The sequence below is a fragment of the Mesorhizobium kamtschaticum genome (genome assembly GCF_056174585.1).
Map to the genome: position 1 here is coordinate 4,085,393 of NZ_CM149691.1, position 15,242 is coordinate 4,100,634.

The 15,242-nt window shown below is 63.3% G+C and carries 17 protein-coding genes; 9 read left to right on the forward strand and 8 right to left on the reverse strand.

Translation table 11 applies throughout. The features are described from left to right. Window positions 1-33: 33 nt before the first annotated feature. The gene (locus AC0V7N_RS20150; RefSeq protein WP_475450197.1) at window positions 34-1,062 is read left to right on the forward strand and encodes an SDR family oxidoreductase; all 1,029 of its coding nucleotides are present in this window, start codon (window positions 34-36) and stop codon (window positions 1,060-1,062) included. A 34-nt stretch (window positions 1,063-1,096) separates the two neighbouring features. Here AC0V7N_RS20150 and AC0V7N_RS20155 read toward each other — a convergent pair whose 3' ends face one another. Next, window positions 1,097-1,987 (reverse strand): SDR family oxidoreductase, encoded by an 891-nt coding sequence (locus AC0V7N_RS20155; protein WP_475450198.1) that lies wholly within the window; start codon window positions 1,985-1,987, stop codon window positions 1,097-1,099. A 185-nt stretch (window positions 1,988-2,172) separates the two neighbouring features. On the opposite strand from AC0V7N_RS20155, the gene AC0V7N_RS20160 reads away from it, so the two are divergent. Then, entirely contained in the window at window positions 2,173-2,532 is a 360-nt protein-coding gene (locus tag AC0V7N_RS20160) for a winged helix-turn-helix transcriptional regulator (protein ID WP_475460409.1), read from the forward strand. 53 nt (window positions 2,533-2,585) lie between these two features. Continuing rightward, a complete protein-coding gene (locus AC0V7N_RS20165; protein ID WP_475450199.1) occupies window positions 2,586-3,851 on the forward strand; it encodes an FAD-dependent oxidoreductase in 1,266 nt (421 codons plus the stop codon). Here AC0V7N_RS20165 and AC0V7N_RS20170 read toward each other — a convergent pair. Continuing rightward, complete coding sequence (locus tag AC0V7N_RS20170; protein WP_475450200.1) at window positions 3,799-4,530, reverse strand: glutathione S-transferase family protein; 732 nt, start codon at window positions 4,528-4,530, stop codon at window positions 3,799-3,801. The two genes, AC0V7N_RS20165 and AC0V7N_RS20170, sit on opposite strands and share 53 nt — an antisense overlap. A 99-nt stretch (window positions 4,531-4,629) precedes the next feature. Between AC0V7N_RS20170 and AC0V7N_RS20175 the strand changes: the two genes are divergently transcribed. Next, entirely contained in the window at window positions 4,630-5,088 is a 459-nt protein-coding gene (locus AC0V7N_RS20175; protein WP_475450201.1) for a MarR family winged helix-turn-helix transcriptional regulator, read from the forward strand. A 2-nt stretch (window positions 5,089-5,090) separates the two neighbouring features. Here the strand turns inward: AC0V7N_RS20175 and AC0V7N_RS20180 are convergent, their stop codons facing one another. Continuing rightward, on the reverse strand, window positions 5,091-5,534 hold the full coding sequence (locus AC0V7N_RS20180) for an anthrone oxygenase family protein (RefSeq protein ID WP_475460411.1): 444 nt from the start codon (window positions 5,532-5,534) through the stop codon (window positions 5,091-5,093). Between the two features lie 154 nt (window positions 5,535-5,688). On the opposite strand from AC0V7N_RS20180, the gene AC0V7N_RS20185 reads away from it, so the two are divergent. Together AC0V7N_RS20185 and ilvC are read left to right on the forward strand one after the other, a co-directional pair. Beyond that, complete coding sequence (locus AC0V7N_RS20185) at window positions 5,689-6,342, forward strand: TetR/AcrR family transcriptional regulator (RefSeq protein WP_475450202.1); 654 nt, start codon at window positions 5,689-5,691, stop codon at window positions 6,340-6,342. Window positions 6,343-6,368: 26 nt separating this feature from the next. Then, the gene (gene ilvC / locus AC0V7N_RS20190) at window positions 6,369-7,388 is read left to right on the forward strand and encodes a ketol-acid reductoisomerase (protein WP_013531065.1); all 1,020 of its coding nucleotides are present in this window, start codon (window positions 6,369-6,371) and stop codon (window positions 7,386-7,388) included. A gap of 76 nt (window positions 7,389-7,464) precedes the next feature. Here the strand turns inward: ilvC and AC0V7N_RS20195 are convergent, their stop codons facing one another. Both AC0V7N_RS20195 and AC0V7N_RS20200 read right to left on the reverse strand, forming a co-directional pair. Further along, entirely contained in the window at window positions 7,465-8,754 is a 1,290-nt protein-coding gene (locus AC0V7N_RS20195; protein WP_475450203.1) for a lipase family protein, read from the reverse strand. A 179-nt stretch (window positions 8,755-8,933) separates the two neighbouring features. Next, window positions 8,934-9,518: a BA14K family protein gene (locus AC0V7N_RS20200; protein ID WP_475450204.1), complete on the reverse strand. Its 585-nt coding sequence runs from the start codon at window positions 9,516-9,518 to the stop codon at window positions 8,934-8,936. A gap of 189 nt (window positions 9,519-9,707) precedes the next feature. On the opposite strand from AC0V7N_RS20200, the gene AC0V7N_RS20205 reads away from it, so the two are divergent. Together AC0V7N_RS20205 and AC0V7N_RS20210 are read left to right on the forward strand one after the other, a co-directional pair. After that, complete coding sequence (locus AC0V7N_RS20205; protein WP_475450205.1) at window positions 9,708-10,820, forward strand: endonuclease/exonuclease/phosphatase family protein; 1,113 nt, start codon at window positions 9,708-9,710, stop codon at window positions 10,818-10,820. Between the two features lie 5 nt (window positions 10,821-10,825). Then, entirely contained in the window at window positions 10,826-11,542 is a 717-nt protein-coding gene (locus AC0V7N_RS20210; RefSeq protein ID WP_475450206.1) for an NUDIX hydrolase, read from the forward strand. Between the two features lie 5 nt (window positions 11,543-11,547). Here the strand turns inward: AC0V7N_RS20210 and AC0V7N_RS20215 are convergent, their stop codons facing one another. Then, window positions 11,548-11,787, reverse strand: coding sequence for a hypothetical protein (locus tag AC0V7N_RS20215; protein ID WP_475450207.1), 240 nt, complete (start codon window positions 11,785-11,787; stop codon window positions 11,548-11,550). Between the two features lie 161 nt (window positions 11,788-11,948). Between AC0V7N_RS20215 and AC0V7N_RS20220 the strand changes: the two genes are divergently transcribed. Further along, window positions 11,949-13,175, forward strand: a complete 1,227-nt coding sequence (locus AC0V7N_RS20220) for a hypothetical protein (RefSeq protein WP_475450208.1) — start codon at window positions 11,949-11,951, stop codon at window positions 13,173-13,175. A 143-nt stretch (window positions 13,176-13,318) separates the two neighbouring features. On the opposite strand, the gene AC0V7N_RS20225 is transcribed toward AC0V7N_RS20220, so the two are convergent. Beyond that, window positions 13,319-14,536, reverse strand: a complete 1,218-nt coding sequence (locus AC0V7N_RS20225; RefSeq protein WP_496627210.1) for an ABC transporter permease — start codon at window positions 14,534-14,536, stop codon at window positions 13,319-13,321. Next, window positions 14,533-15,240, reverse strand: a complete 708-nt coding sequence (locus AC0V7N_RS20230) for an ABC transporter ATP-binding protein (protein WP_475450209.1) — start codon at window positions 15,238-15,240, stop codon at window positions 14,533-14,535. The genes AC0V7N_RS20225 and AC0V7N_RS20230 overlap by 4 nt, the downstream gene beginning before the upstream one ends. Window positions 15,241-15,242 lie beyond the last annotated feature (2 nt).

Genomic DNA, 15,242 nt, shown 5'->3' on the forward strand with positions numbered 1-15,242 from the left:
GGCTTGATCGCCTCGGCCTAAGAGGAGGCGGTCATGAGCGGCGAATTGGTGCTTGTCACCGGCGGATCGGGCTTCCTCGGCGCCCACTGTATTATCGAATTGCTGAAGGGCGGGTATCGCGTGCGCACGACCGTGCGCTCCGCCAAGCGGCAAGCCGATGTGCTGGCCATGCTGAAGGCCGGTGGCGTCGAGCCGGGCGACCGACTGTCCTTTGCCATCGCCGACCTCATGAGCGACGCAGGCTGGCCGCAAGCGGTCGCCGGCTGTGACTATGTGCTGCATGTCGCCTCGCCATTTCCGCCCGGCGTGCCGAAGCACGAGGATGATCTGATCATCCCGGCTCGCGAGGGGGCGTTGCGGGTGCTGCGGGCGGCGCGGGACGCTGGTGTCAAACGCGTCGTGCTGACCTCGTCCTTCGCGGCCATCGGCTACGGCAAGATGCCGCCCGGGCCGTTCACCGAAGAGAGCTGGACCGATCCGACGGCCAAGGTCAGCGCCTATGTGAAGTCGAAGACGCTTGCCGAGCGCGCGGCCTGGGATTTCATCGCCGCCGAGGGCGGCAGGCTGGAATTGGCGGTCGTCAATCCGGTCGGCATTTTCGGGCCGGTGCTCGGGTCGGACCATTCGACCTCCACCGAATTTGTCCAGCGCATGATGAACGGTGCCATGCCGGGGCTGCCGCGCCTGTCCTTCGGCGTCGTCGATGCACGCGACGTGGCGGACCTGCATGTGCGCGCCATGACCAATCCGGCGGCGAAGGGCGAGCGCTTCCTGGCGGTGTCAGGCGATTTCATGACCGTGCGGGAGATCGCGCAGACCTTGAAAACGCGGCTCGGCGATGCGGCAGCGCGCGTCAAGACGCGTGAGCTTCCCGATTGGCTGGTGCGGATCGTCGGATTGTTCAACCCGGAAGCCGCGCAGTTGGTGACGGAATTGGGCAAGGTCAAGAATGCCACCAACGCCAAGGCGGTGCGCATGCTCGGCTGGGCGCCGCGCTCGCGCGAGGACGCGTTGGCTGCCACCGGCGAAAGCCTGATCCGGCTCGGCCTGCTCAAGAAGTAGCGCGGCGGCAGGAAGACCCACCGCCGCGAAGTTTTCAGCCAGCCAGTGCGGCCTTGTTGGCTTCCAGAAACTGCTTCAGCGATACGGACTTGCGACCGGAGAGTTTCTCCACGGAGTCCGTCACCATGCCAAGGCCGCCGCCTCGCGTGGTGGCGTCGAAGGACACCAGAAGCTTGGCGAAGTTCTCGGGCAGGCCGGCTGCCTTCATACCCTCGGTCAGGGCCTCGTCGGAAAGCTGCACGACCTGGATGGGCTTGCCGGTGACTTCGGTGACCAGTGCGGCGACCTCCGCGGTCGTATAGGCTTTGGGACCGGTCAGCGTGTAGGTCGTGCTCTCGTTGTTGCCGGAGGCGAGCCCTGCGGCAATCGCTGCCGCGAGATCGTCGCGCGTGCCAAAGGAGATGCGGCCTTCACCCGCCGACGTATACCATTGGCCCGACGCCAGGATCTGCGGCGTCGCCATGAACAGGTTCTCGTCGTACCAGCCGTTGCGGAAGATCGTGTAGGGAATGCCGCTCGCTTTGATCGCCTGCTCGGTGTCGTAGTGGTCGGGCGCGAAATGGACGGGGGACCCCGGCTCCGGGTTGGGCATCGAGGTGTAGAGCAAGTGGGCGACGCCTACCTTGCTGGCCGCGGTGACGGCCGCAAGTTGCTGCTCGCGGCGCTTTCCCTGCACCTCGAGTTCGTTGGTCGAGATCACAAGCGCGCGGTCGGCGCCCGCGAAGGCCTTGGCAAGCGATGCCGGATCGTTGAAGTCGGCGGCCCGCACGACAACACCGCGCGCTGACAGATCGGCGAGATTGGCCGGCGTGCGGGTCGTGGCGATGATCTGCGTCGCCGGAACCTTGAAGGTGTCCAGCAGGTGGTTGATGACGCTGCGGCCGAGCTGGCCGGACGCGCCGGTGACGAGAAGAGTTGCGGTCATGGGGGATCCTGACATTGCGCCGGAATGGCGGTTCGTGTGGTGGTCTCAAAAGAGACCAGCACTAAAATAGGAATTGACCTGGTGCCGTAAAGAAGGCAGCTTTTCGGGAGGTAGGCACAGCCAGGGAACCAGCAATGGACGGCACGACCATCAAACTGAGATCCAAACTTGAGATCTACAAATCGATGACCGACGGCGGAAGCATCGCCGATTGCCCGGTCCGCGACGTCATCCAGGGGCTCAATGGCAAATGGAGCTCGCTGTTGATGGCGGCGCTGGCCGAGCAGCCCTATCGCTTCGGCGAATTGCGGCGGCTGGTTCCCGACATCTCGCAGCGCATGCTGACCCAGACGCTCTACGATCTGCAGCGCGACGGCTATGTGCATCGCGAAGTGTTCCCGACCAAACCGCCGAGCGTCGAATACAGCCTGACCGATCTCGGCCGCTCGATGTTTGGCGCCTTGCATCAGCTGATCCAGTGGGCCGAGCTCAACCACGATGCGGTGCGCGAGGCGCGTGCTGGTTTCGACGCAACACAGGCTTGAGCAGCCGGGCAGCATTCGGCGCCGCGACTTGATTTCATCAGGCGGCTGAAGGATTGTCCCGGCCAGTTCGGCTTGGGGGCATCGGCATTTCCTACGATATCGCAATTGCGGGCGCTGGTCCGGCGGGGCTGGCCATAGCGCTCTATCTCAAGCGTGCCGGGCACAGGGTCACCATCTTCGAGCGCTTCGAGGAGCCGAAGCCTGTCGGCTCCGGGCTGATCCTGCAGCCGACCGGCTTGACGGTGCTCGCCGATCTCGGCCTGCTCGACGACATACTGGCGCTCGGCGCCCGAATCGACAGGCTGCATGGCGCCGATGCCTCGACCGGCCGCACCGTGCTCGACGTCCGCTATGATGCGCAACGCGGCCGCCGTTTTGGCCTCGCCGTGCACCGGGCGGCCCTGTTCGGCGTGCTGTTTCGCGCCGCCCGGCGTGAGGCCATCGCCATCGAGACCGGCGTCGAGATCGAGGCCGTGGAGGCCGGCGAACGGGCGACACTAATCTGTGGCAATGGACGACAGGCAGGGCCGTTCGATCTGGTCGTCGACGCCAGCGGTTCGCGCTCGAAACTGCGGCAGAGCGTGGGCAATGCAGGCGCGCCACGGCCGCTCACCTATGGCGCGTTCTGGGCATCGCTCGATTGGTGCGACGAGGGTTTTGACGAGCACGCGCTTCTACAGCGCTACGACAAGGCCAGCGTGATGATCGGCGTGCTGCCGATCGGCCGGCCGGACCCCGATGCCGAAAAGATGGCGGCCTTCTTCTGGAGCCTGAAGCCGGCCGATGCCGATGTGGTGCGTGAGCGTGGCCTCGACGCCTGGAAGGAGCGGGTGGTGGGGCTGTGGCCGCAAAGCGAGGCGTATACCAGCCAGATCGACAGTTTCGATCAGCTGTCGCTGGCCCGCTACGGCCACCACACGATGAAGCTTCCGGTCGGCCGCAGGTTGGCCGTCATCGGCGATGCCGCGCATTCGACCAGCCCGCAGCTCGGACAAGGAGCCAATATGGCGCTGCTCGACGCGGCGGCGCTCAGCCATGCGTTGGCGCGCACGCAGAGCATCGAGGCAGCGCTCGAAACCTATGCCAAGGCGCGGCGCTGGCATGTGCGCGTCTTCCAGGCACTGTCGCTGGCGTTCACGCCGTTCTACCAGTCGGATTCGGTGGCGCTGCCCTTCATCCGCGACAGGCTCGTGGCGACCATCGCAAAAATCCCGCCGGCGCCGCAGTTGCTGGCCTCGATGGTCGCCGGCACGGTGATCGATCCGTTCAGGCGGGCAGGGCTTGCCGAGGCGCGGTGGCCGGATCGTTTCGGCGGATAAGGCTCGACAGAAACGATCCCTTCGCTTGCAGGAAAGCATGCAGGCGCCGCGAATAATCCGGCGCCACGGCGTGCCTGATCGACGGCCGATCACGCAACGCCTGCCGCCAGGCCTGGACGTGCGGCTTGCCGTCCAGGATGCCGAAATCGCCGATCTGGTCGAAAGCGTCGAGATATCGGAAAACCGGCCCGTAGACCGCATCGACGAGCGAAAAGCGGTCGCCGTCGAACCATGGCCCATTCCGATCGGTGCCTTCAGCCAGTTCGGCCTCGAGGCGATCAAACATCCCCGCCAGCACTCCGGATTCGGCAAGGACGCCGGCCTCGGTCGGCCCTGAATAGAAGCGGCCGATGGCGTTGAGGGTGGCCGAGCCGAACTCGATCCAGGCACGGTGCCGGGCACGGGCGTAAGGATCGGCGGGGTGGAGGGGATTGGCCTGGGTCTCTTCGAGGAATTCGAGGATGACCGCGGATTCGAAGATTGTCGTTTCCTCGCCATTTCGCTGCACGCGCAGCAGCGGCACCTTGCCGAGTGGCGAGATCGCCCTGAACCAGTCCGGCTTGTCGGCGAGGTCGATGTCGACGCGCTCGAACGGCACGCCTTTCTCGGTCAGCGAGATCGCCGCGCGCTGGACATAGGGGCAGAGAGGATGGCTGACGAGGATGAGCTTGTCGGTCATGATTTGCCTTTCGATGATCAATGCAATTGCATTTATATAGATGCATGTGCATTTATCGTCAAGCTTGATGCATCTGCATCTATCACCTAAAGGTAGGCCATGACCGAGAAAGCCACGCCTTCGCCGGAAGCCATCAAGGCTTGGGCTCGCCTGATGCGCGTGTCGCGCCAGCTGGTGGAGAGTGCCGAGGACGCGTTGAAGGAGAGCGGCCTGCCGCCGCTTGCCTGGTACGACGTGCTGCACGAGCTTGCCGAGGCGGGCGAGGGCGGCTTGCGGCCGTTTCAATTGATCGAGCGCACTCTGTTTGCGCAGTACAACATCTCGCGGCTGCTGGCCCGGCTCGAGGCCGACGGGCTGGTCGAAAAACTGCCGGTGGCAAACGACGGTCGCGGCCAGACCATCCGCATCACGGCCAAGGGGCGAGAGACGCGCCGGCGGATGTGGGCCGTCTACGGACGGTCGATCGCCGAACTGGTTGGCGCCAGGCTCTCGCTGGATGAGCTGAACACTGTGTCGGCGCTGCTTGGTCGGCTGCGCCACCCGCCTGCCGGAGATTGAAGTTATTGCAAGACCGGAGCCAGATGGCTGCCCCAGAAAAAGGCCAGTGTCGCCAGCACGCCAAGGGCGACGCGAACCACGTGCAGATTGCCCCATTTGACGATCAGGAGCCTGGCCTGCGGATTGTCGGCACCGGCATCCATCGCTTCCAGCACCCTGTTGGTCGGCATCATTGCAATGAGCGTCCAAGGCCAGGGCAGGATGATCAGCACCGCGCCGACAAGAAAGGCAAGACCGCCGCTCAACCACCAGGCAACCAGGCCAAGGACGCAGGCGACGATGGCGATCGACGCCTGCATGGCGGCGCCGCGCTCGTAGGAAGGCTGCCATTCCTGCAGCAGGGCCCTGTCGTCAAGGCGAAGCCGTGCCGGCTGTTCGGCGACGCTGACATAGATCGCAGCGCCGGCGAACACGGCTGATATGGTCAAGGCAAGCAATCCGACCAACATGTTTCTTTCCTTGCAGGACGCCAAAAGCGAAGTCGTCCAGAGAGAAATAGGGCTTGCAAGGCCCGGAACAATACGCCATAGAAGTGCCGAACCGTAACGTACGGTACGGCTTACTGAAATTGATTGGCTGGCCTGTCCGTGAGGGAAGAGCGTGTTGCACATCGTGCCCGATATCGACACCAGCGAGACGCTGACGGAGCGGCAGAAGGCCGTTCTGGATGCGGCGTTGCGGCTGCTGGTCGAGGAGGGCGATCAGCTGACCATGACCGCCGTGGCCAGGCGGGCAAGTTGCTCCAAGGAAACCCTCTACAAGTGGTTCGGCGACCGCGACGGGCTGTTGACGGCAACCGTGCAGTGGCAGGCCTCCAAGGTGCGGGTGGCATCCGTCGACGGCAAGGGGCTCGACCTTGCCTCGCTGACGGCAAGTCTGGAGCGCTTTGCATCCGACTGGCTGAAGGTGATTTCAAGCGATACCTCGATCGCGCTCAACCGGGTGGCGGTTAGCCATGCAGGGTCGGGCAAGGATAATCTTGGCGCCGTCGTGCTGGAGAATGGCCGTTTCGCGCTGGCGAGGCGGCTGAAGCCGGTGCTCGAGGCCGGGCGCCAGGCCGGGCTTCTCGATTTTGCGGATGCCGAGACGGCGTTCCGCTGCTTTTTCGGGCTGGTCGCCCGCGACGTGCAGATCCGTCTGCTGCTCGGCGATCGGCTGGAATTGACTGAGGCGACGATCGGCGGCGATGCCGTCCGCGCGACGCAGCAGTTTCTCGCTCTTTTCGGAGCAAAAACCAGGCCCCAGGGCCTCTGATCTCAAGAAACGGGAAGGAAGAAAAAATGCGCGTCTATTACGATCGTGATGCCGATCTCAACCTGATCAAGGGCAAGAAGGTCGCCATCATCGGCTATGGCAGCCAGGGCCGAGCGCATGCGCTCAACCTCAAGGATTCCGGCGCCAAGGAGATCGCCATCGGCCTCAAGGCCGGCTCGGCGACCGCCAAGAAGGTCGAGGCCGACGGGCTCAAGGTGATGAGCGTGGCCGACGCCGCCAAATGGGCCGACCTGATGATGATGGCGACGCCCGACGAACTGCAGGCCGACATCTACAAGAACGAAATCGCGCCGAACATCCGCGACGGTGCGGCGATCGCGTTTGCGCACGGCCTCAACGTGCATTTCGGCCTGATCGAGCCGAAATCGACCGTCGACGTCGTCATGATCGCGCCGAAGGGCCCGGGCCACACGGTGCGCGGCGAATACCAGAAGGGCGGCGGCGTGCCGTGCCTGGTCGCCGTCAACCAGGATGCTTCGGGCAACGCGCTCGATCTCGCGCTGTCCTACGCCTGCGGCGTCGGCGGCGGCCGTTCGGGCATCATCGAGACCAATTTCCGCGAGGAATGCGAAACCGATCTGTTCGGCGAGCAGGTCGTGCTGTGCGGCGGCCTGGTGGAACTGATCCGCGCCGGCTTCGAAACGCTGGTGGAAGCCGGCTACGCGCCCGAAATGGCCTATTTCGAGTGCCTGCATGAGGTCAAGCTGATCGTCGACCTGATCTATGAAGGCGGCATCGCCAACATGAACTACTCGATCTCGAACACCGCCGAATGGGGCGAGTATGTCTCGGGCCCGCGCATCATCACCGCCGAGACCAAGGCCGAGATGAAGCGCGTGCTGAAGGACATCCAGACCGGCAAATTCACCTCGGAATGGATGCAGGAATACCGCGCCGGCATGTCGCGCTTCAAGGGCATCCGCCGCAACAATGACAGCCACCAGATCGAGGAAGTCGGCGCCAAGCTGCGCGCGATGATGCCGTGGATTTCCAAGAACAAGCTGGTCGACAAGGCCAAGAACTAAGCGAGGTTCGCGGACCTTTCCCTACATGCAAAAAGGGCGGCGAGAGCCGCCCTTTTCATTGGTCGCTGGGAGTTGGCTAGGCGCTTGATCCGCCCGGCTCGCCGTCGTCATCCAGCAAATCCATCAGTTTCTGCATTTCCACGGTCAATTGCTGATGCATTTCGGACAGTTGCTGGTGCCACTGCCGCGCCTGCTCGACGGTCGGCATCTCCTTCACCTTGATGATCTGATTGACGACGAACTGGCGCCCGTTCCATTGCTTTTCGACGGTCACGAAGGGGTTGCTGTATTTCTTGTCGATGGTTTGTTTGCCTGTCGACGTAATCAGGGTGATGTTGTTGCCGACGCCGTACAGCCTGGAATCATAGTCGAGCGCCTTGGCTACGCCGTCATCGATCTGCTTCAGCAAGATGTCGGCGACCTGGACGATCTCGGCCCATTTTTCTGGCGTCGGATCGGCTTCATATTCGTCCATCAGGGGAAACAACCGACCGCCCTTGAGGTCGAGCGTCTTGTTGACCTCCGCAACAACATCGCCCAGTTGTTTTTTCAGATCCTTGCGGCCTGCCAGCCAATCCTCGGTTACGCACTGGTCCTTGTAAGGCTTCGTGCCGCTGGCACAGCCGCCGAGTAGCCAGACCGGATGCAGGGCAAGCACCGCCGCCACCCCGGCGGCCGCGACAAACGGGACCCATTTCAGCGGCAGCCGCAACAGGTTGAACCATGCCGGGGTTCCACCACCCTGGGTGTCCACATCCGAGAATGTCACCTTCTCGCCGCGAACCAGGGGGATCCAGTTGGCCTTGACGAATTCGTTGGTGAAGTATTCGCTGTGCGTGATGTCGTGGAAGCGGTCGCGGACATTGAACGTTCCGAAACCGTAGGTCCCGGTGGCGCCGTAACCCCAGGTGCCGGACTGCGCCAGCACCGGCCAGATGTCGCGCGTTCCGCATTCATTGATGATGGCGTTGCGCTTCTCTGGGCCGCGTATCTGGTCTTCGACAGCGCGCCAGTCGAAATCTCCCGGAACCACCGAGCCGCACAGGATGACCCTGTCGAACCGGAAATAGGGGTTCTGCAGGATCACCCGGGTCAGCGCATAGGTGCCGTAGCTGTGCGCGAAGACGATCAGCGGCCGGTCGCCATAGTGCTTGCTGACGCCTTCGATCTGCTGGCGCAGCTTCTCGATCGGGCCCGCCCGGCAGATGCCGAACGGACACCAGAACCGCAGCAGGTCGAAATAGCCGTATTTGATCGGAATGACGGTGGCGGACGTCTCGCTCTCGATGACCGAGGCGATCCGGTTCTGCCACCAGGCGGCGGTCCTGATGCCATGAATGAGGATGACGACGGGCGCTTCGGACATTTCAGCTTACCCCCTCAAGCCGCAAAGTCTTGCGGGGCGATAGTAGTTGCAGTGACAAGAAAAGTTAAGTCCGCCGCCTGTTATAAGCATCCCGGCATCGGAACAGCTTTTTCCAGCGTGACACCAAATGAAAACGGCGCCGCGATGCGGCGCCGTTCAGCATGCTCTGGCGGTCCGGCTCAGCTATAGGGCGACCAGCACTGCTGGCGCGGGCCGTTATAGGGCTGGAAGGTGTTGTCCCAGGAACGATACGACCGGTAGCGGTTGTAGCACCACTGGACATGGGCGTTCGAAAGCCGCCCGGCGCGATAGTAGCGGCGCGGCGGCGGCGCATAGTAATCGTCGTTGTAGTTGTTGTAGTAGTTGTTGTTGTACATGCTGCCAAGGCCGAGCCCCAGACCAAGGCCAAGGACTGCAGCGGCACCATCGTCATAGCCACCGTGATAGTGGCGGCGGCCATGGCGCCAGCGCCAATCGTCACCGCCGCCGTTCCAGTTGCCGCCGTTCCAGTTGCCGCGGTTCCAGTTGCGACGCCCGTCATGGCGGCGCCATCTCCAGTCGTTGTTCCAGTTGTTGTTGAACTCCCGGTTGTTGCCGCCCGCCCAGCTGTCGCGAACCGGTGTGACCGTTGGTGCCGCGGTGCTGGTGGGAATCGACAGGTCCGGCTGCAGGATCGGTCCGGCGGCGGACGGTGCCGTGATGCCGGAGACAATGCCGAGCGCTATCAGCCCGGATTTGATGGTGGAAGAAAAGAGCGAATTCATTGCACTCTCCAAGAGATACAGGCCCCACGCCTACCCTGGGAATGGGGCCACTGTGGATCTTTGCGTCTGAACGGCGGATGAACGGAAAGGTTCCGTCAACCATGGCGCGAATCCCTCCAGGCCCAAGCGATCTTGGCTTGTGGCCCTGCGATCTTGTTTTCTCCAGCGCTTGCAGGCAAAGGTCAGGACATGTCGCTGCGCCTTGCCACCTTCAATGTCGAGAACCTGATGAACAGGTTCGATTTTTCCGGCTATCGCAACCAGCTGAACGAGGATCGGACGCTGGCGCTGTTCGATATCCAGAGCGAGGCCGAATACAAGATGCTGGAGCAGGCCCGCGCCATTGCCCAGTCCGACGACACGCGGCAACTGACGGCGCTGGCGATCGCCGCTACCCGAGCCGACATCATCTGCATGCAAGAGGTCGACAACATCGAGGCGTTGAAGGCCTTCGAATATGGCTATCTGTTCAAGATGGTGGGGCAGGGCTACCGGCAGAAATACACCACGTCAGGCAATGATTCGCGCGGCATCGATGTCGCCGTGATGATGCGCAACGAGACCGCGCAGGGACAGCCGATCGAATTCGTGCGCATGACCAGCCACGCCTACGTCACCTACGAGCAGTTCGGGCTGCACACGCCGGAACTCTTGGCGCTTGGCAACCAGGCCAATGAGCGCATTTTCCGACGCGATTGCCTTGAAGTCGACATCACCGTGAGCGGCGTGCCGCTGACGCTCTATCTCGTGCATTTCAAGTCGATGGGCTCGCCGCGCAACGGACTCGACGGGCGCGAGGCGACGATGCCGGTGCGCAACGCCGAGGCGCAAGCGGTGCGCCGCATCATCGAGGAGCGCTTCGGCGGGGAGCATGCCGCCGACAAGCGCTGGGCGATCTGCGGCGACATGAACGATTACCGCCAGCGCGTGAAGATCGCCGGCGACGATGTCGACGGCTACCGTTTCGAGGTGGTCGACGAGAACCAGTCCTGCATCAACGTGCTGACGGCGGGCGGCTTCTGCGAAAACGTTGTCGAGCGGCGGCCGGAAATGAACCGCTGGACCTTCTATCACACGCGCGGGCCCGACGAGCGGCATCTCTGCCAGCTCGACTATATCCTGCTGTCGAAGGGGCTGGCGGCGAAGAATGCCACCGCGGTTCCCGACGTCATCCGCAACGGCCAGCCCTGGCGCACGATCTTTCCGGCCGGCCAGGAAGTCGAGCGCTTCCCGCGCGCCGGCTGGGACCGGCCGAAAGCGTCGGACCATTGCCCGGTGGCGATCACGCTCGATATGGCTTGAACCGCATGAGTTTCGACCTGCCGCGCAATGTCATCCTGCCGGTCGATGCCATCGACGTCCGGCTCGACCCCGGCCCGCATCCATTCGCGCTCGACAACGAGCAGGCGATCACCGAGAACTGGCAGCGTGAGATAGCTGCCAACCCGGCGCTGTTCGACGGCACCGTGGTGCTGCTCTCGCAGCTTGCCTGGCGCGACAATCGCCTTGTCGGCCGCTGCCATGCGGTCAACTACTCCACCTTCATGCTTTGGCGGAAGCGGCGCGAGAACTCCGGCGCCGAGCACGCCTATGGCCACGCCATGCTGGTGGCCGGCGACAATGCGCTGGTGGCGATCCGCATGGGCCCGCACACGGTGGGAGCCGGCAGCGTCTACTTTGCCGCCGGCTCGTTCGAGCCGATCGATTTCCGCGATGGGCTGGTCGATGTCGATTTCAACATGATCCGTGAGGTGCGCGAGGAGACCGGCCTCGACCTGTCGGCGGCCAGGCGCGGCGTGCGCTGGCACGCTTTGTCGACCGCGAGCGGCACGGTCATTTTCCGTCGCTATCATGTCGATGAGCCGGCCGACCAGATCGCGCGGCGGATCTCAGCCTTCGTCGCCACCGAGACCGATCCAGAGATCGAAGGGCCGGTGATCATCCGTCATGCCGCCGACCTGCCGGAGGGGCTGTCGCCGCACATGAAGCCGCTGGTCGAATGGCATTTCGCGGGTATGGAATAGCCCGGCTATAGCGCCTTGCCCTTGATCGCCTTGCGATCATTGCGGGCGGCGACGAAGAACAAGATAAAGCCGATGCCCAGCAACCCACCCATGGCCGTTCCCATGGTCTGGCCGACGACCGCCTGGAAATCCGATGTGACGCGATCGGGATTGGCCATGCCGTAACGGGCGAGGTACCACCAGATGCCCGCCAGGAAGGCTTCGATGATCACCATCGCCAGGATCAGTCGCGCCTTCTTGCTCATGCGTTGTTCCTCCGCCTTACCAACGCGGTTGCACTATCATTGCAGCATCTGTTGCGACAGACCACGGATGCAGCCTTGCCACATTTTAGCAATGCTGCTCACAGGGAATTAACGCGAAGAGGCGAAACATCGCGAACCATGCGGCGGTTGCGAGGGTTGCGTTGCGAAAGCTTGCTTTAGTCTTTGGTGGTCTTGTCGTGCTTGGCGTCCTCTGGGCGACCTTGACGACGAGTGGTCAGCTTCTGACCGGTCGCTGGTCCTTCACAAAAACCGCCTATGTCGATCGCGGCACCTATTTCCGGCTGAAGGTCGACGTGACCTATCGTGGCGAGCCACAGCATTTCGACATCGTCGTTGGCTGCAACGTTGTCGACATCGGCTACAAGGACGGCTCGGGAACGCATGAGGTCGGGCTGGTGCCTACCGTCTATGGTCGGCGCATGAGTGATGGCAAGGGGCTCGTGGTGCGGGTGCCCAATGCCTGTAAGGCGCCCGCCACGGGGGACTATAAATATCCTGAGGACTTCACGCCGCTTCTGATCGTCTATGACAACGCCGAGAAGTTGAATTTTGGCATCGCCTACCTTTCGGACGATGCCTATGACAGCCCGTTATCACAGATGCATTTCGGCAAGGCGACGGTGCAGAAGGCCACGCGGTCCGAGTTCGAGGAGTTCCGAAAGAGCGGGCCGCCCAATCTGATATCGCGCGAGCAGTATCACTCGGTTCAGCCGCCAAACGTCGTCGAAGCGATGGGCCTGAAGCGGGTCTGGCCGACCTTCGCGCGAAACTGCTGGGCTTCGATGCGGTTCCGACTGCCGGACGAGGTGAGGCCGTATTTCGCCAAACTTCGGCCGCCCGGCTCGCCACGCTATTGGGGCCTTTCGGGCGCCGACGAGCTCGCTGCGTTAAGGTTCCTTGCAGGAAAACCCCTGCGGCGCGATGACGGTGGCGTAGGGCGCAACCGAGGCGCGTATATGAATCCCGAAGGAATGCCGAGCTTCGGCATTCCCAAGCGTGCCGGTACCAGCAATCCGGCTGCCTACTATCCCGTCTCCAGCCCTCTCTCCTCCGACAAATGGCCGACAAAGCCGACGGAGGCGTCTCCCGTATTCTCAGGTCCGGGACCAGTGCTCATCAGTGAGTTGCACATAGAAGGCGGCAAATACCGGGGCTTTGGCTATTGTTCGGATTCTCCCGCTTGGTCGATGAGCAAAAAAAACAGCGAATATCTCGAATACACGCCAGTGGTCCATAGTGTTGACGGCGAGAAATTCTCCCTGCCGCAACACAACTGGAGGGGGATGGTCATGATATTTTTCGAGAACGACGAATATATTTACTATCCAGCAGTAATGTGGATTGATTCTACGAGGGGTGATGTCTGATACCCCCAAATCGCCGCGACATTGAGAGCGGGTTTATCGCCGCGTCCTCAACGTCCACGAGGGTTCGAGCCCCCGATGAGCGCTGTGCCGCGGCGGGGTGGAGCTCGGCAGGTCGGCAACGCCGAAGATTTTGATCCGCCGCTCTATTCGTGCCGCAGCGCGTCGATCGGGTCGAGCCTGGCGCCGCGCAGGGCGGGGAAGAAGCCGAACACCATGCCGATCAGCGCGGAAAAGCCGACCGCGAGCAGGATGACGGCAGGGCTTGGCGCGAAGGGTATCGTCAGCGTCACCGAAGCGAGGCCGGCCAGCGCCAGGCCGATCAGGATGCCGATGATGCCGCCGAGCAGCGACAGCACGGTCGCCTCGACCAGGAACTGGATGAGGATGTGCTTTTCATGCGCGCCGATGGCCAGCCTGATGCCGATCTCGCGGGTGCGCTCGGTGACCGAGACCAGCATGATGTTCATGATGCCGATGCCGCCGACCAGCAGGCTGACGCCGGCGACCGCGCCCAGCATGCCGGTCATGGTGGTGGTGGCGCTGGCCATGGCGTCGGCGATCTGGGTCATGTCGCGGATGCCGAAATCGCTCTCGCGGTCCGGCGTGATGCGGCGTGCATCGCGCAAAATGTCCTCGACGCGCGGCTGCAACTCGCTGGTCGGCGTGCGGTCGTCGGCGGCGATGTAGATGTTGTCGATGTCACGGTTGCCGGCGATGCGGCGCTGATAGGCGTGCAACGGCATCAGCACGACATTGTCCTGGTCCTGACCGAAGCCGGTATAGCCCTTGGGCTCAAGCAGGCCGATGATCTTGCAGGAGGTGCGGTTGACCCGGATGATCTCGCCTTCGGGGTCGCCGGCGCCGAAGAATTGCTGGCGCACCGTCTCGCCGATCAGGCAGACGCCGGTGCCCGAGCGGGTTTCGGAATCGCTGAACGGGCGGCCCGAGACCAGCTTCCAGTCGCGCGCATCGAGATAGGCGCTGTCGGTGCCGGTGACGCCAGAGGTCAGGCTCTCGGTGCCGAAGATGACGCGCACCTGCTTCTGCGAAGCCGGCGAGATGGCGCGCGCGCCGGTCAGATGCGCAACCAGTGCTTCGAGGTCTTTTTCAGCCAGTGGGCGCACCACCTGGTCGAGCCCGCCCGGACCGCCGGGACCGGCCGGACGACCTGAGCGGACGACCAGCAGGTTGCTGCCGAGCTTGGAGATGTCGGCCTTGACCTTTTCGGTGGTGCCGGAGCCGATGGTGAGCATGGCAATGACCGCGGCAACGCCGATGACGATGCCAAGCAGCGTCAGGAACGAGCGCAGCACGTTGCGGCGGATGGAGCGCAGAGAAAGCCGGACAGTTTCCCAGATCATGCCAGCTCTACCTTCATGGTGTCGGAGGCGACGTGGCCGTCGAGGAAGCGGATGGTGCGCTCGGCGTAACCGGCGACGTCGGCCTCATGCGTGACCATGGCCACAGTCAGTCCAAGCTCCTTGTTAAGCTGCGTCAGCAACTCCATGATCTCGTGCGTGCGGGCGGTGTCGAGATTGCCGGTCGGTTCGTCGGCAACCAGCAGGGTCGGCCGTGTGACGATGGCGCGCGCGATCGCCACGCGCTGTTGCTGGCCGCCGGAGAGTTCTGCGGGCGTGTGATGCTCGCGGCCGACAAGGCCGACCTGCGCCAGCGCCTGCATGGCAAGGTCGCGGCGCTCGCGGCTAGCCACGCCACGATAGATCAGCGGCAGTTCGACGTTCTCCGCCGCCGTGGTGCGGGCCAGCAGATTGTAGCCCTGGAAGACGAAGCCGACATAGAGGTTGCGCAGCATGGCGCGGCGGTTGCGGTTGAGCCGACCGGCATCGACGCCCATGAAGGAATAGGTGCCGGCCGTCGGCGTGTCGAGGCAGCCGATGATGTTCATCGCCGTCGATTTGCCGGAACCGGACGGGCCCATGATGGCGACGAACTCGCCGCGCTTGATGGCAAGGTCGACGCCGGCCAGCGCATGCACCCGGGCCTCGCCCTGGCCATAGCTCTTCCAGACCTTGTCGAAGGTGATGAGGGGCGCGCCGGCGGCCACGG

What these genes read in the sequence shown, in the direction of transcription:
- AC0V7N_RS20225 (WP_496627210.1), bottom strand. Translation starts at nt 14,536, where the DNA reads ATGATCTGGGAAACTGTCCGGCTTTCTCTGCGCTCCATCCGCCGCAAC.
- AC0V7N_RS20155 (WP_475450198.1), bottom strand. Translation starts at nt 1,987, where the DNA reads ATGACCGCAACTCTTCTCGTCACCGGCGCGTCCGGCCAGCTCGGCCGC.
- AC0V7N_RS20195 (WP_475450203.1), bottom strand. Translation starts at nt 8,754, where the DNA reads ATGTCCGAAGCGCCCGTCGTCATCCTCATTCATGGCATCAGGACCGCC.
- ilvC (WP_013531065.1), top strand. Translation starts at nt 6,369, where the DNA reads ATGCGCGTCTATTACGATCGTGATGCCGATCTCAACCTGATCAAGGGC.
- AC0V7N_RS20175 (WP_475450201.1), top strand. Translation starts at nt 4,630, where the DNA reads ATGACCGAGAAAGCCACGCCTTCGCCGGAAGCCATCAAGGCTTGGGCT.
- AC0V7N_RS20170 (WP_475450200.1), bottom strand. Translation starts at nt 4,530, where the DNA reads ATGACCGACAAGCTCATCCTCGTCAGCCATCCTCTCTGCCCCTATGTC.
- AC0V7N_RS20160 (WP_475460409.1), top strand. Translation starts at nt 2,173, where the DNA reads ATGACCGACGGCGGAAGCATCGCCGATTGCCCGGTCCGCGACGTCATC.
- AC0V7N_RS20210 (WP_475450206.1), top strand. Translation starts at nt 10,826, where the DNA reads ATGAGTTTCGACCTGCCGCGCAATGTCATCCTGCCGGTCGATGCCATC.
- AC0V7N_RS20200 (WP_475450204.1), bottom strand. Translation starts at nt 9,518, where the DNA reads ATGAATTCGCTCTTTTCTTCCACCATCAAATCCGGGCTGATAGCGCTC.
- AC0V7N_RS20205 (WP_475450205.1), top strand. Translation starts at nt 9,708, where the DNA reads ATGTCGCTGCGCCTTGCCACCTTCAATGTCGAGAACCTGATGAACAGG.
- AC0V7N_RS20150 (WP_475450197.1), top strand. Translation starts at nt 34, where the DNA reads ATGAGCGGCGAATTGGTGCTTGTCACCGGCGGATCGGGCTTCCTCGGC.
- AC0V7N_RS20215 (WP_475450207.1), bottom strand. Translation starts at nt 11,787, where the DNA reads ATGAGCAAGAAGGCGCGACTGATCCTGGCGATGGTGATCATCGAAGCC.